The sequence below is a fragment of the Enterobacter sp. V87_3 genome (assembly GCF_029967835.1).
GTDB classification, from domain to species: domain Bacteria; phylum Pseudomonadota; class Gammaproteobacteria; order Enterobacterales; family Enterobacteriaceae; genus Enterobacter; species Enterobacter cancerogenus.
On record NZ_JASCAM010000014.1, the window covers coordinates 129,681 to 144,830 of the forward strand.

Here is a 15,150-nt window from a genome sequence, read left to right on the forward strand (position 1 = left end):
CGAATGGATTACCTTCCATTTTAACCTTGCTAATCAGTTTAGGTCCACTGTAAGTACACCCAATTTAGTTCCACGCACTTGTGTTCAAGAATCTTGGTATTTAGGTGAGTTAGATGAAATAACTCCGTAAGGGGGGCCTCATGGTCCCCCTTGCGGCTAAATCTAAAGCTGTCCGCCTACACCTTTAAACTTCTCAATAAAGGCACTTATCTTTTGAAAGACCGTTTGTTTTTTTGTTTTGTACTGAGGGTTTAATGGACTGAGTTTAGGCAGTGTATCATTCAGTGCCGTACCGTTTTCCGTTGCATACTCTCGCTTCAGCGAGTTTCTGATATAACGTCTGGCAGCCTCATCATTCAAGTTTTCCTCCTTGATCAAGGCTTCAGCTTCAAGCTGTTGAGCCTGCTGGGCAAAGGTATAGAAAGCTTCAATAATGCTCTCTTTGCTCGGCATATCATTGAGATTCGTCTGTTCGATAAAATTAACTATCAATCCTTCTTTTGCCCGGTTGCCTACACTTGCGCGGATTAACCGTTTCACTTCATCTTTCATTGTTGCTTTATCGGTATTCTTTTGGTGGTAGTCGTAAATTAGTCCAATAATATAATCGAGGTTAATTTCCTGCGATTTTAGCAAATCTACCTCAAAGACCACATCATCCCAGTCAACCGTGCTGTTGTCTTTTTCATTAGCCTCACGTTCACGGCGCTGCCACTCGCGGATATCGTTGTAACTTGAACGATAGTCCTGAATTTTACGCTCAGTTGGTAAGCGAATTATCTGTAGCTCAGCGAATTGCTCATCGTCCAGATAATGTTCCGCTTTAAACGCTTCTGTAGCGACTGGATCGCTGAGGTCAACGGTTTGCAAGGCTTTCAGCGTGGTAAATTCATCATAGTTTTGCAGTACGTTCTCTGCTCGCAGGTATTCTCCGAACAATTTAACGAAAGCCTTTTTCTCTTTTTCGGATTCGATACCTGCAGGGTTTGGAAAGCGAGTCTCCAGTTCGGTTACGATATCCATAAAACCGCGTCTCGCCTCGCCGGTTAAACTGTCCGTAAAGCCGTCCATGTATTCGGCATAACTTTTTTCCATCACCATGCTTCGGGTATTGCTTTTTCCGAACAGAGTGATGGCATCGATGGTCGCCTGTTCTAAGTCACGGAAGGTGACAATGTTCCCAAAGGTCTTTGTTGCATTGTAAATCCGGTTAGTGCGGGAAAATGCCTGCATCAGCCCGTGGTAGCGCAGGTTCTTGTCCACAAATAATGTATTGAGCGCTGGGGCATCAAAGCCAGTCAAGAACATGCCGACTACTATCAGCAGATCAACTTCTTGCCCCTTAACCCGTTTCGCAAGGTCACGGTAGTAGTTTTGAAAACTGTTTCCATCGGTACTGAAGTTGGTTTTAAAAGTGGAGTTATAATCTCTAATAGCCGATTCCAGAAACTCCCGAGCACTGCTGTTCATGGCAGTAACATCAAAGCTTTCATCGCTAATATCCCCGACTGCATCCTGCTCTTCATTGGCGGCATAAGAAAAGATAGTGGCAACCGTCAATGGTTTGTAGTGGTTATCCTGCTTGAGGGCTGCCTGCTGGATGTTTTTGAAGGCTTCGTAGTAAGCTTTTGCTGCATCTACACTGCTGACGGCAAACATAGCATTAAAACCTGTTGCACCGGAAAACGCTCGGTGCGTTTTTTGGCGGAAGTTTTTCAGGATATAGTGCGTAACTTCGCGAATTCGCATTGGATGAAGCAGGGCCTGTCTATTTTCAGCTGCATTGAGTTTTCTTTCATCAGTTTCGGTTTCTAATGCTTTAAACTGCGGTCGGACATCATTGTAATCGACTTTAAATTTCAGTACTTTTTCATCCCGAATGGCATCGGTGATGATGTAAGAATGTAGCTCCACGCCGAAGACACTTTTTGTATCTTCTGCGCCCAAAGCATTTTTACCGGCAAAAATCGGGGTACCGGTAAAACCGAACTGGTAAAAACGTTTGAATTTCTTTTTTAGGTTCTTCTGTGCTTCACCGAACTGGCTGCGGTGGCACTCATCGAAGATGAAGACGACCTGTTGTTGATAGACGGGTAAGTCGGCTTCCGCTTTCATCAGGTTATTCAGCTTCTGAATCGTTGTGACGATTATTTTATTATCATTTTTATCCAGATTTCGTTTAAGGCCTGCAGTATTGTCAGAACCATTAACGCTGTCCGGCGAGAAGCGTTGATACTCTTTCATTGTCTGGTAATCGAGGTCTTTTCTGTCCACGACAAAGAAGACTTTATCAATAAAGTCCAGTTCGGTTGCCAGACGAGCGGCCTTAAAGCTGGTTAGGGTTTTACCTGACCCGGTGGTGTGCCAGATAAACCCCCCGCTTTCCGGTTTTGACCAGTTCTTTGCTTTAAAGGAACTGTTAATTTTCCATATAATTCGCTCGGTGGCAGCAATCTGATAGGGGCGCATCACTAGCAGCGTCTGGCTACTGTCAAACACGCTGTAGTTAAACAGCACCTTAAGCAGGGTATGCTTCTGGAAAAAAGTGGCAGTAAAGTCCTTCAGGTCTTTAATCAGCGTGTTATCAGACTTCGCCCAGTTCATGGTGAAATCGAAACTGTTCTTATCTCGTTTAGTGGTATTGGCAAAATAACGGGTATCGGTACCGTTGGAAATGACAAACAGCTGCAGGTATTTAAACAGAGAATTGTCACTGTTAAAGCTTTCCTTGCTGTAACGGTGTATCTGGTTAAAAGCTTCACGAATCGCTACACCGCGTTTTTTTAACTCGATTTGAACCAGCGGCAGACCGTTGACCAGGATGGTGACATCGTAGCGATTGGCGTGAGTGCCGGTTTGCTCGAACTGCTTGATCACCTGCACTTTATTACGAAGGATGTTTTTTCTATCCAGCAGATAGATATTCTGAATACGGCCATCGTCGAAGACGAAATCATGAACATAATCATCATGGATCTTGCGGGACTTTTCGACAACGCCATCGCTGGGCTTGTCCATCCAGGTTTCCACAAAGCGACGCCATTCAGCCTCCAGGAACTCCACATTGTTAAGGCTTTGCAACTGTTCCCTGACATTGGCGAGCATAGCCTTGGTGTTGTTCAGGGTTGGCAGGTATTCATAGCCCTGGTTAACTAAATCCTGAATCAGCTCACGTTCCAGATCACCTTCGCTCTGGTAGCTCTCGGTAATCTTCCAGTCCGGGTTGTATTTGTCCAAAATGATAAAATTATTGGACTCAGCAATTGGCTTGGTGCAATCAACCATTTTTTTGTTCCTGCTGCCAGAAGCCACAGTTGTTCTTCAAGTGATCGAGCAACAGTTTGACAGTCGCTTTCTCCGCTGGCGTTGGCTCCGCAACGGCTTCATTCGATAGCGTGCTGTGGCTGGTGAAATTGATGATTCTGCTCAGATAAAGCTGCTTGTCGTCAGGCAAGAGTTCAGACCATTTAGGGTAGCCCAGAAAGCTGGCCGTTTTCTCATAAAGATTGCGCAGTAACGTGAAGTGATATCTTTCCACGTTGTTGTCAGCAATTGCCTGTTCGATTGTTTGCTTTAGGTGGAGATGGTAGGAAAAACTCTTGTTAGAGTCGCCATGTTTTTCTTTGAGGGCAAATGTGCCATCCTCAAAACTTTCCAACATGTAGCAAGTCTTACCGTTCAACTCATTGAAAAGTATATTATAAAATATTGGGCTATGTGTCGTGATAATGAACTTCAAATCGGATTCACTGAATTTGATCAGCCCTGCAAGATTAACTGCCAGTTCAATCAAATGGTTATCATCAAGAGAGCTGACGGGGTCATCAATGAATACATATTCAAGTTGATCAAATTCGTGGGTCTCGCGCGCATCCGAATCGGCGACATTGAGAATTGTGACGACTTGATCCAGTAGGGTGTAAAACACACTCCAGATGAAGTTGCTCTCTTCACCTTTGGATAACTTGATATGGGCGGAACGCTCATCATTGCCGCGTTCCATAGAAAATGTGACCTCGGTAAAATCTGGATTGAAGTGTGGCGTTAGCTTATCGTTTGCATAGCGCTGGAAATATCGGATGATATTGCCATCCTGTCCTAAATCTTTGAGCAATGTCAGCAACCAGTTTGTATAGGAATTAGGCTGCACCTTCAGCTTCGGCTCGGCGTCTTCTTGCAGATCGTTATCCCAATAAAACAAGTCCTCAGTGAAGGCATTGTAATAAAGGATTTTTTTGCGTGACAACTCGGACTGTTCAGCTTCGTCATCACCTTCTCCGTTATTAACTTTAGGTGCAAGCAGTTGCTTGAAATCACGGGAAAGACGTGTCTTCCCCGTGCCATTAAAAGCATAGATTAACTGCACCTTTGGCACGGCCCTGGTCGCTTCAACTTCCGTACGGACAGTTTTCTTGGCTTTCCGGAGCGTACTGAGCTGTTGGGCTATTTCCAGGAGTGTCTTGCTCATGTCACGCCTCTGCCACTTCCGGCTTCGGGAAACTAAATAGCATGTCCCGATAATATTCGTACTGCTTCTGGCGCAACTCGATTTCGCGGGGAAGGCCTTCAGTGATGGAGTTGGTTAGAATATAAAATTTATCTAGTATTGCGACGATCCGATTTTGCTCGTCAAGAGGAGGGAGTGGAATTGCTAACGTAGCCAAGTCAGACTTATTTACAGCAGGTACTCCGCCTTCTTTTTTTAAGTTCAATAAAAGCTCGCTTCTAGATTGAAGGAAATAGAAAAGGAACTTATTAATTAAAATTCTCTTATCTATAGCTCTCATTTTGTAGCACAACGGACCTAACCAAAATGGCCCCTGTTGATATCCTACAAAACCAATTCCACCTTGACCTCGCGAAGGGGTAGTTACAGTATCACCATCACAATTACTAACAGTTGTATATCCAGACCTTGTTGTCCCTGCGTTGATATAATCGAACGTTGTTGGGTTATCAAGTATTTCAGATGGTTTTTGCCCTGTATTGATCGCTACTACCGCTCCCAAATTCTTCCACTCAATCTCGCGATCGTCAAAACTCAGAAACTGGTCGCGATAGTAGTTGTACTGCTTTTTACGCATGGTAAGCTCAGCGGTAAGCTCAGCGGTAAGAGCGGTAAAGGTATCCAGAATCCGGACGATTTCCGACTGGATAGAGAGGGACTTTTCCTGATCGTCCGGGCAGGGGACGGGAATTAAAACTTTTTTGAATCGAGCTTTTGAAATGTTAAAGCGTGTTACACCACTCGCAGTTTTTGCAATTTCTGTACGCATCATGCTTGTTCTGAAAAGGTATTTTGAGAATTCAGGCTTTATTTTAATATCATCGTTAAACCTAACACCAAAAGAGAAGCTGTTTAGGTACACAGGCTCATCAAACTGTGATGTGACTGCGGATGACATGCCTGCCTCTTCAGCTATCTCCGATGAGCCGGTAAATAAAACATCACCATATCTGACATTATTCTGTCGTTCACCTTCACGAACGTCGACATAATCAGTTGGTATATTGTTTATATTTAAGCTGCCAAAAATTGTTTTGTATGAAATATACTTGGCATTACCTCTTTCAAAATCAGTCTTGGTTTTTCCAGTTAATCCACCATAAATTTCAGCAATATCGCCAATCGGCAACCACTTAATTTCAATCCCATCCAGAAGCTTTCCTAAAAAATTCAGCTCACTCATTCCTGCACCTCACAACCTTCAATCTCTGCCACAATCGCATCAATATCTTTACGTAACTGATCGATTTTGCTGACGGTAGTTTTCAACTCAGCATTCAGTTCCGCAATATCGACGATTTCACGGGTGTCTTTCGCTTCCACGTAGCTGCTGACAGACAGGTTGTAATCATTCCCGGCCACTTTTTCGAAGGGCACTGATTTCGCCAGATGCTCAACATCTGATTTGCTGCTGAATACCTCCATAATCTGAGCGATATGGGCATCGGTAAGAATATTGTTATTGGTTTCTTTCTTAAACAGCCCGCTGGCATCAATAAACTGTACGCTGGTATCGGTTTTGTGCTTTGACAGCACCAGAATATTAACGGCAATGGTGGTGCCGAAGAACAGATTTGGTGCGAGTGAAATCACCGTCTCAACATAGTTGTTATCAACCAGATACTGACGGATTTTTTGCTCTGCGCCGCCACGATAGAATATACCCGGGAAGCAGACAATCGCCGCCCGGCCTTTGGCGGACAGATAGTTCAGCGCATGAAGCACAAACGCAAAGTCAGCTTTTGATTTTGGAGCCAGCACACCTGCCGGTGCAAAACGCTCATCGTTAATCAGCGTCGGGTCGTCACTGCCAATCCATTTCACTGAATACGGCGGGTTCGAAACAATCGCATCAAACGGCTTTTCGTCGCCAAAGTGTGGTTCAGTCAGGGTATTGCCTAACCTGATATCAAACTTGTCGTAGTTGATGTTGTGCAGAAACATGTTCATACGCGCCAGGTTGAACGTCGTATGGTTAATCTCCTGACCGAAAAAACCTTCCTCAATTATGTGGTTATCAAAATGTTTCTTAGCCTGCAGCAGCAGAGAGCCCGAGCCTGCTGCCGGGTCGTAGATTTTATTGACGTGCGTCTGACCGTGCATTGCCAGTTGAGCAATCAACTTAGAAACATGCTGTGGTGTGAAGAACTCCCCGCCTGACTTACCGGCATTTGCCGCATAGTTAGAAATCAGAAACTCGTATGCATCACCGAACAAGTCAATCTGGTGGTCATTAAAGTTACCCAGTTTTAAACCTTCAACACCTTTCAGAACGGCAGCCAGACGGCTATTTTTGTCTTTTACAGTGTTACCTAGACGGTTACTGGTGGTGTCAAAATCAGCAAACAGGCCTTTGATATCGGCTTCAGATGGATAGCCATAAGCTGAACTTTCAATGGCGACAAAAATGCTGTTTAAATCAGCATTCAGCCTGTCGTTGGTATTCGCTTGAGCTGCAACGTTGCAGAATAGCTGGCTCGGGTAAATGAAATAGCCTTTGGTTTTGATGGCATCATCTTTGATGTCATCGGTAATGATACTGTCATCCAGCGCAGCATAGTGGATGCTTTCATCACCGGCTTCGATGTAACTGGAGAAGTTTTCACTGATAAAGCGGTAGAAAAGTGCACCAAGGACATACTGCTTAAAGTCCCATCCATCTACCGAGCCTCTGACATCGTTGGCGATAGCCCAGATTTGGCGATGTAGTTCTGCACGCTGTTGAAAGCTTGTCATTTTTTTATCCTGAGTTCGATTCTTAGCAACTGCTGTTTACGAGATTTTACCGCAATTTGTTCACAACGACTGCATCTATATCAGATCCAGTTATGACTTTTCCGATAAGTGGTTTCACGATGGCAGAAAGGCTATGCCAGTTACCTCTATCTGTGTGCATTAGTAAAATTTGATTATTTGCTGTGCTGCAGCAATCGTTTTCTGGTCTGCCTCATTGGGCATTAGAGCGTATCCTGCAGCAGATAAACCTACATACCTGTTCAGTTGAGTTGCAGGGGAAGTCGTGGACGACCTGTCAGTGGACGCTCAGGTACTTCATTACAGCCGTGGAGTAGCAACCCCTCCTTCTGCTGGATTTTTGTCATATAGGCGAGTACCTGCCGTATGTTGGTAATACTTCCAGGATCGTTGTAGTGAACAGGGACATTGATATTTGCTCGATAGTGTTCCTTGTACTCGCAACGGTGATGCCAGCCTTCCCTGTCTGTAATGTTGCTCCATAGCTCGCCCGCTTTCGCAGCCCATGGATAGGTTATCTGGGTCCGATTACCATCTAACCAGAAGACTGCATGGGCGTGGTAGCGGTGATCCTCAGTCCACTCTATGACCCAGAAATAACCCACTACGGCCCGCAGACTCATCATGTTTTGCATTAATAATTGGATATCCAGTTCCAGTTGGTGGTGTCCAGGTTGTGCATATCTAGGCGTTCCATTTTTGTAGAACAGGTCTATTCGAATAGCCCGCAGGCAAGCATACCGGTTGATCATATTATCCGTATGCCAGTTCAAGACAGACTCCAGAAACCAGTCTGGTGTCCAGGATCGTTCAATATTCATGTGGTTATTTCCTGACTGCTGCTTGGAACAGCCATGTAGAGGAGGATACTCCCCCGGCAATGAGCTGAGGGATGGATTATTAATGGGCAGATCTGTAGACAGGGTTAAGAGGAATATAAAAAGGGAGTGCCTATTAATTATATTAATTAACCGATATTAATTTTAACTCCCTGAACATTTCTTAGCCCTTACAGAACAAGGCTTGAGGCTCAAATCAGCGGATCGAGTACAGTGCGGTATGCAAAGCAGACGTACTCATCCATCTTGCTGGTAAGCATGTGGTTCTCAGCCTGACGGTCGTTGACCCAGCTATTTACCTCCTCGCTTGTTTTGAATTTTAAACTTTCAACCCAATCAGCAAGACAGTTGCCCAACATCAAATCGTACCAGCATAGCCATACAAGCTTTAGACGGAGCTCAGTCCCTCTAAACTGCTGAAACAGACTGGTGAGCTTATTTGCCAATGAACGCTGTTTTAAACGGACACATTCGGAGAGCAGAACGCCTTCAAGCATGGGATGGTGGGCCAACAGGTGTTCCTGCGTTAGTAAGCTTACGTTCAGGTCATCATCTATCGATAATGATGCTGCCGCTGCCTTTCCGTAAATGACTCGGTGTAGCCAGTGAGGTACAATAGCAATAACAGCTTCTTTTCCAGAAAATTTAAGACAACCAACCGTCAGGCTATGATAGTGATATATATTTTGATGACACATACCTTGGCGAACGGTCAGCTTTGTAAAATCCAGTAGCCAGGTCTGATAATATCTGTGGAGCTCTTCGTAACGCGCCTTATAGTCTTTCATAGTTCTTGTTCCTTCTTGCTTAAATTACAGGCAGCAGAAAGCCTCCGGGTAGCTGGATAATTATTTTCATGCTGCGGGTTTAGTTAGGGGAGAGGCCTATTTGCGGGACTGGTTAATACGTTCCTGAAGCCAGGCTTCAACTTCGCTTTTTAACCAGCGAGAGCTACGACCCATTTTTATTGGTTTTGGGAAAACTTCATCTTTAATTAGCTTATAGAACCACTTATCTGTTAACCCAGTCAGACTGGTGATAAATGCCATATTGACAAACTGGTCTTCTAAAAGAGAAGTATGGGTGTGCATTATTCGATTCTCCGGTTAAGAAAGTTAAGCCGGACTCGTGATGTTTGATAACGACCACGTGCTTCGGCATACCAACCCGGTAATCTGTAAAAAAAGTTGAAGGTCATTGACCTCTATGCCACTACGGGCCTAAAAGCAAATTGAATTGCTAAGTGCTACCTCATAACGATCCGCTTTCTATCAGCTATCGAGTTCCCTGAACGCTACTACATACCAATCTATAAGCTGCCATTGAGCACTGCATTACGCGAGGTTTTTGACATTTAATCTCAAGGGACCGCTATGTGTAGGAGTGAAAAAAACTGCTTTTGTACTTGATGGTTTTTTGGCGGGTCGAAGCGATTTGATAGTTGAGGGGACGACAGCAACATCTGACGAAGAGTTTATGTAGAGCATCATCGGTGGTGGTTTCATAGATTCTATAAGTAATCATATGCATTTTCGGTATGATTGATTGAGTCTGTATGATATAACTTATTGATATAATTGCCTTGAAATCAAAATAATCACTACACTTTTACTACGAATTTACAGTGTTTTTATTGTTATTTTCCCTTCAAAAAAAGTAAGATTTACATCTTAAATTGCTTCATTTAATCTTGAATGAAAATGATGGAAAACAAGCGTTTTGGATGAGGGGAGGAGGTCATGAGAGCGGGGGGGGCCGATGAGCGAGATATGCGGGAAAGACGTCAGAGTCAGGCAAGGCGTCTGAAGTGGCTAAAGAAAAATCCGAGGGCGATGCATTTCTTTCTCTTTCATTTGCTGACGAAGACAGCTTCTTTAGCTAATGGGAACATTCGAAACACAAAGTCTGAGTTAGTGCCACTGTCTCCTGGATATGATCCCGGCGTAACATTATCTGCCGAAAATATGGGGGGAGAAAAATCGTTTGAAACAAAGTTTCTTATGTCACAGTACGATCCTGATACGCAAGGCGGGGTGGAGAATGAAAAAGAAAGAAATACGCAGCGTCAAGAACGATTAAAATGCTATCAGGCTAATGGGTTGGATTTTTCAAGAATAAAAAATACTGATGTCATCCCTGATGTACTAAAGGAAATCATTGAGATTCTCATAGTGTTTTATTCATCTATGAATTCACGCGACAAGATTATAAAAGAAATCGAGTATGAATGGGCTAATGTCAGTAACCAATTTCTCAATCCGTTTTCATGGTTGGACAAGAATAATGAAGGGCAATGCCAGTGGGTTTGGGAACAAATGAATAAAAAATATCTTGCTATTAATACCAAACCTATTTCCTGTGAGCAACGCTACCATTTTATTATCGCCATCTTTGATAACTGGACAGGTTGGAGTAACGAGCAACTAGGATATCTGAAAGAAAATAAAAGAAGAAGTATTGCAAAATTGAATTATCAAGGATTAGGAAGTGCTTTAGAGCATAAAAAGATATTGCTCGAAGAACTGGGCAAAGCTTGGGAACAAAAATCCCGTAGGAAAAAGATAAAAGATACAGCAACACCTTTGAAATTGAATAAATTATACCAAAAAAAGTTGAGCCAGATTGCTGAAAGTAAAAGCATGACGCTGGATGAGGCGCTCAAATGTCTTATCGACAATGAGTGCTTACGCATCTGCGGGTAGTAAAAAACCAGATGGGAACAGGGTATACATCTGAACATCATTCCAAATAATTTCAGACAGATATTATCTCAGTGAATCACCCCGAAACTTTCCTGGCTCGGGGGTTTTGTTTTTCTGTCTGAGGTTGTTTTATGAAAAAAATAGAAGGTCTGCGGGCCATCGAGAAACCGTTGGCGTCACTCCCCCATGCCATTGGCAAACATATTCTTGACCATATTCAAAAACTCACTCACTACGAACCGGTCATCGGGATCATGGGCAAAACAGGTGTAGGTAAATCGTCGCTCTGTAATGCGCTGTTCCAGAGTGAGGTTACCCCCGTCAGTGATGTCAACGCCTGCACCCGTGACGTACTGCGATTTCGCCTGAGAAGAGGTGAACATAGCCTGATACTGGTAGACCTGCCCGGTGTCGGTGAGAGTGAACAACGGGATAAAGAATATGAATCTTTGTATCGCTGTATCCTTCCTGAACTGGATTTAATTCTGTGGGTTATTAAAGCCGATGATCGTGCTTTCTCCATCGATGAACGTTTCTACCGGCGTGTGATGGCTGGCTACCAGCAACGGGTGCTGATTGTCGTTAACCAGGCTGACAAAATCGAGCCATGTCATGAATGGGACGCCACCAGCAATGCCCCATCACCGCACCAGTTGACTAATATCGTGACCAAGCAGGACTCCATTCGCCAACTGTTTTCACCGCATCATCCAGTATGTGCAGTCTCAGCCCGAACAGAATGGAACCTGCCATCAATGGTTGAAACCATGATGCGTTGCCTGCCGGACCGTGCCACCAGCCCGCTGATGACGCAACTCCACGGGAGGTTATGCAGTGAGCCGGTAAAAAAGCAGGCACGTGAGGGCTTTGGCGATGCTGTGGGAGAGGTTTTTGATTCTGCGGAAACAGCATCATTTATTCCCGCACCACTAAAAGCGGTCATTCGTACGGTCCGCGATGCCGTAGTATCCGTTGCCCGTGCCGTTTGGGACTGGATTTTCTTCTAACCTTGGCTCACCTGCGGTTATTATCGGGACATATCCTGTCCGTTCTGACGTTTTATAGGCTACCAAATTTGGTCCGCTTTCTCTTGATAGCCCGTCGTGGCTGCATTCAGCAACATTAAAAAATACGTCTTCTTGTGTCCATTCCCTGTCCTGCTCCCTAGTTAAAATAACCTTCTTATTTTCAGCTAATTATCACACTGGAGAACTTGTCTCATGACTCAGGCTGAACGCCGTCATGATCGGCTTGCCGTCAGGCTTTCGTTAATTATAAGCCGCCTTGTAGCGGGCGAAACGCTAGATATGCGAACGCTGGCAACTGAATTTGGCGTATCGGTTCGTACCCTGCGTCGGGACTTTAGGGAACGGCTGATGTATCTGGATCTTGAGTATCGCAAAGGTCAGTGTCGTTTGCTGTCCGGTAGCCGCCAGAGAGAGCTGGCGGTGCTGACTTTCGCCCGCCAGTCAGGTGTTGAAGCATTGTTTCCGGATATGGATAACCATCTGGTCAGTTCACTTCTGAGCGGGCCGGGTGAGTCTCCATGCCTTATTTGGAACGGGGATTCACTATTGCCATCACCAGACCTCGGCGTATTTACCAGACTGGTGAGTGCAGTTTCTGAACACCGGAGGGTGACGCTATTGGGTAATGGTTGCCGCTGCACGGGACTCGCTCCCTATCGTCTGGTCTTGCGTGACCGTGAGTGGTATCTGACCGGTGAGCATCAGGCCCGGATCGCCGTGTTTCCTCTGGCGGATATACGGGCGGTCACGCTTAATAAGGACAGTTTTGCCCCGGATATGGCGGTGCGCGAAATTCTTTCTCGTCCCGATTTTCTTCAGGCACTACCTCACTTTCAGTGTATCGAAGACGTTATATCTTCCTTTAGTACCAACAATATTTAACCAAATAAAAGGATAATGAAATGAAAAAAACAAAGTTATTGTTATTTTTATCTGGGATCGCTGCTGGAATAATTACATCAAATTTAGCGGAGGCATCCAGCCTTTATAAAGGTGTATTACCTGCCGCAGTCAACAACAAGGATGGCAACAGGTTTTGGTGCAATGCTTATCAGCAGGTGAGAAAAATGTGTAAAGCTACTGAAATTGATGCGTCAGGTGGGTTTATCTTGATACGTTCTGCCCCTTTGAAAGATTGCGAAGCTGGTGTTTGGGGATGGATCAATCCTGGTGACAAGAATAGCCTAACTGATTATATTGCAACGGGTTATACCATTACTGCTGATGCTAAAGTTAATGTGACAGTCAAGGATCTGTGCAGTCCCGGCATGAAAGTAACCTTTAGACCTAATAGTAAAAGACCTCAATTTGATGACATGGTCGGACTGTATAATGGAAAAGAAGTCTTCCGTTATAAATGGCCTGACTCAAAATAAATTATAATGAATTAAGGTTTGAATATGAAAAGACTATCTATTTTTACAATGTTGTTATTTCCTATTACCTCTTTTGCGGTTCCTAATATGTGGTCCAGTGGATTTGGTCAGGGCATAACAGAATATCTAATCACCAACCCGGAAAATGTCGTTTTTAACCTTAACTGCACCATGACCCCGGATGAGCAGAATACCCTACAGCACAATGTACTCATCGACCTGCCTGACGGTACTCGCGTGGACTCACGCGATGATAAAACAACAATAACGGTTGTGACCGATGATCAACAGTTCCCGTTACCTTCATCGCTGGGCTGGCGAAATGGAGACAACGCCTGGATTCAGTTTATTGATGCCCTTGGTCACGCCGCAACGTTCGATGTTTATGTTAATGATAAAAAAGTAGGAAGTTTTACTCCCGGTATTAAGAATACGGCAAAAGAGCTGGATGACCTCAGCGGCTGCAGGAATACCACTGGTTAACATTCTTTCTTAACAGCCTTACCATCATCTTACAGGCCATGCCTCCTTAGGGAAGCATGGCCTTTTTGTTTTTAATTTTCCAATAAGGAAACAACTATGACCCGTTTAGCCAGCCGCTTTGGTGCTGTCAATCTTGTACGCCGCGACCGCCCGTTAACCCGCGATGAACTGGCCCACTATGTGCCGAGTGTATTCAGCGAAGAAAAGCATCAATCCCGCAGCGACCGATACACTTACATCCCAACGATAACGCTGCTTGATAACCTGCAGCGTGAGGGCTTCCAGCCATTCTTTGCGTGCCAGACTAAAGTCCGAGACCAGAGCAAGCGTGAACACACCAAACACATGCTGCGTCTTCGTCGTGAGGGCCAAATCACTGGCAAGCAAGTACCGGAAATTATTCTGCTTAATAGCCATGACGGCTCCAGCTCATATCAGATGTTGCCGGGATTATTTCGTTCAGTCTGCCAGAATGGACTGATTTGCGGTGAGAGTTTTGGTGAGGTGCGGGTGCCGCATAAAGGCAATGTGGTGGAGAAAGTCATTGAAGGGGCTTACGAAGTACTGGGGATATTTGACCGAGTGGAAGAGAAGCGCGATGCCATGCAATCGCTAATGTTACCGCCGCCAGCACAGCAGGCGATGGCGAAAGCAGCATTAACCTATCGCTTTGGTGAAGAGCATCAGCCGGTGACGGAATCGCAAATCCTATCCCCGCGCCGCTGGCAGGATGAGAGCAACGACCTGTGGACCACTTACCAACGCATTCAGGAGAACTTGATAAAAGGCGGGCTGTCAGGACAAACGACGAAAGGTAAACGTGCTCAAACTCGCGCCGTCAAAGGTATCGACGGAGATGTAAAGCTCAATCGCGCTCTGTGGGTGATGGCCGAGAATATGCTGCAGCTTGCCTCATGAACCTTTTTATTATCCCTTCCCTCAGGCCTTGCCAATAAACCGGCGAGGCTTTTTGTTTTAAGGAGCAAATATGTCTGTATTCAATTTATCCCCGGTATTTCCTGCAAACGAGCAACGCGTCATTCGTCGGGCGTTACGCCTGCTGGAGAAATATCAGCGTCAACCGAGTGAGCCATTTACCTCCACCAGCTTCACTAAGACCTGGCTGCAATTACAGATGGCTCATCAGGAGCGTGAAGTTTTTATCGTGATGTATCTCGACAATCAGCACTGCCTGCTGGGATGCGAAACGCTATTTACCGGCACACTCAGCCATACCGAAGTTCATCCCCGCGAAGTGGTTAAATTGGCTCTGAAACACAATGCCGCTGCGGTAATTCTGGCGCATAACCATCCGTCAGGTACGACAGAAATCAGTCAGCAGGACAAACACATCACTCAGCGGATAGTGAAAGCGTTAGCACTGGTAGAAGTGCGAGTGCTGGATCATTTGGTTGTTGGGAATGAAGTGGTTTCTTTTGCTGAGCAGGGTTTGCTTTAAAT

At 45.0% G+C, this 15,150-nt stretch carries 14 protein-coding genes; 7 read left to right on the forward strand and 7 right to left on the reverse strand.

The features are described from left to right. Positions 1 to 162 precede the first annotated feature (162 nt). The 7 genes from QLG21_RS06740 to QLG21_RS06770 form a co-directional block, all read right to left on the reverse strand. On the reverse strand, positions 163 to 3,285 hold the full coding sequence (locus QLG21_RS06740; protein ID WP_282484106.1) for a type I restriction endonuclease subunit R: 3,123 nt from the start codon (positions 3,283 to 3,285) through the stop codon (positions 163 to 165). Continuing rightward, positions 3,278 to 4,468 carry an anticodon nuclease gene (locus QLG21_RS06745; RefSeq protein WP_282484107.1) on the reverse strand — a complete coding sequence of 397 codons (1,191 nt, stop codon included), beginning with the start codon at positions 4,466 to 4,468 and terminating at the stop codon, positions 3,278 to 3,280. The genes QLG21_RS06740 and QLG21_RS06745 overlap by 8 nt, the downstream gene beginning before the upstream one ends. 1 nt (position 4,469) lies before the next feature. After that, entirely contained in the window at positions 4,470 to 5,690 is a 1,221-nt protein-coding gene (locus tag QLG21_RS06750; protein WP_282484108.1) for a restriction endonuclease subunit S, read from the reverse strand. After that, positions 5,687 to 7,243 (reverse strand): type I restriction-modification system subunit M, encoded by a 1,557-nt coding sequence (locus tag QLG21_RS06755; protein ID WP_282484109.1) that lies wholly within the window; start codon positions 7,241 to 7,243, stop codon positions 5,687 to 5,689. The genes QLG21_RS06750 and QLG21_RS06755 overlap by 4 nt, the downstream gene beginning before the upstream one ends. A gap of 260 nt (positions 7,244 to 7,503) precedes the next feature. Next, positions 7,504 to 8,082 carry a hypothetical protein gene (locus tag QLG21_RS06760; protein WP_282484110.1) on the reverse strand — a complete coding sequence of 193 codons (579 nt, stop codon included), beginning with the start codon at positions 8,080 to 8,082 and terminating at the stop codon, positions 7,504 to 7,506. Between the two features lie 209 nt (positions 8,083 to 8,291). Then, positions 8,292 to 8,888 carry a hypothetical protein gene (locus tag QLG21_RS06765; protein ID WP_197752323.1) on the reverse strand — a complete coding sequence of 199 codons (597 nt, stop codon included), beginning with the start codon at positions 8,886 to 8,888 and terminating at the stop codon, positions 8,292 to 8,294. A gap of 96 nt (positions 8,889 to 8,984) precedes the next feature. Then, positions 8,985 to 9,191, reverse strand: a complete 207-nt coding sequence (locus tag QLG21_RS06770; RefSeq protein WP_282484111.1) for an AlpA family transcriptional regulator — start codon at positions 9,189 to 9,191, stop codon at positions 8,985 to 8,987. Between the two features lie 678 nt (positions 9,192 to 9,869). Between QLG21_RS06770 and QLG21_RS06775 the strand changes: the two genes are divergently transcribed. From QLG21_RS06775 to radC, 7 genes are all read left to right on the forward strand, one after another. Next, positions 9,870 to 10,802, forward strand: a complete 933-nt coding sequence (locus QLG21_RS06775; protein WP_282484112.1) for a hypothetical protein — start codon at positions 9,870 to 9,872, stop codon at positions 10,800 to 10,802. Between the two features lie 131 nt (positions 10,803 to 10,933). Further along, a complete protein-coding gene (locus QLG21_RS06780; RefSeq protein ID WP_197752324.1) occupies positions 10,934 to 11,809 on the forward strand; it encodes a GTPase family protein in 876 nt (291 codons plus the stop codon). A 213-nt stretch (positions 11,810 to 12,022) separates the two neighbouring features. Further along, positions 12,023 to 12,712 (forward strand): WYL domain-containing protein, encoded by a 690-nt coding sequence (locus QLG21_RS06785; protein ID WP_052282385.1) that lies wholly within the window; start codon positions 12,023 to 12,025, stop codon positions 12,710 to 12,712. Between the two features lie 20 nt (positions 12,713 to 12,732). Next, positions 12,733 to 13,206 (forward strand): hypothetical protein, encoded by a 474-nt coding sequence (locus tag QLG21_RS06790; protein ID WP_282484113.1) that lies wholly within the window; start codon positions 12,733 to 12,735, stop codon positions 13,204 to 13,206. Positions 13,207 to 13,230: 24 nt separating this feature from the next. Next, positions 13,231 to 13,689, forward strand: coding sequence for a hypothetical protein (locus tag QLG21_RS06795; protein WP_282484114.1), 459 nt, complete (start codon positions 13,231 to 13,233; stop codon positions 13,687 to 13,689). Positions 13,690 to 13,785: 96 nt separating this feature from the next. Beyond that, entirely contained in the window at positions 13,786 to 14,607 is an 822-nt protein-coding gene (locus QLG21_RS06800) for a DUF932 domain-containing protein (protein ID WP_282484115.1), read from the forward strand. 70 nt (positions 14,608 to 14,677) lie between these two features. Further along, on the forward strand, positions 14,678 to 15,148 hold the full coding sequence (gene radC / locus QLG21_RS06805; RefSeq protein WP_029989648.1) for a DNA repair protein RadC: 471 nt from the start codon (positions 14,678 to 14,680) through the stop codon (positions 15,146 to 15,148). The last annotated feature ends 2 nt before the right edge of the window (positions 15,149 to 15,150 follow it).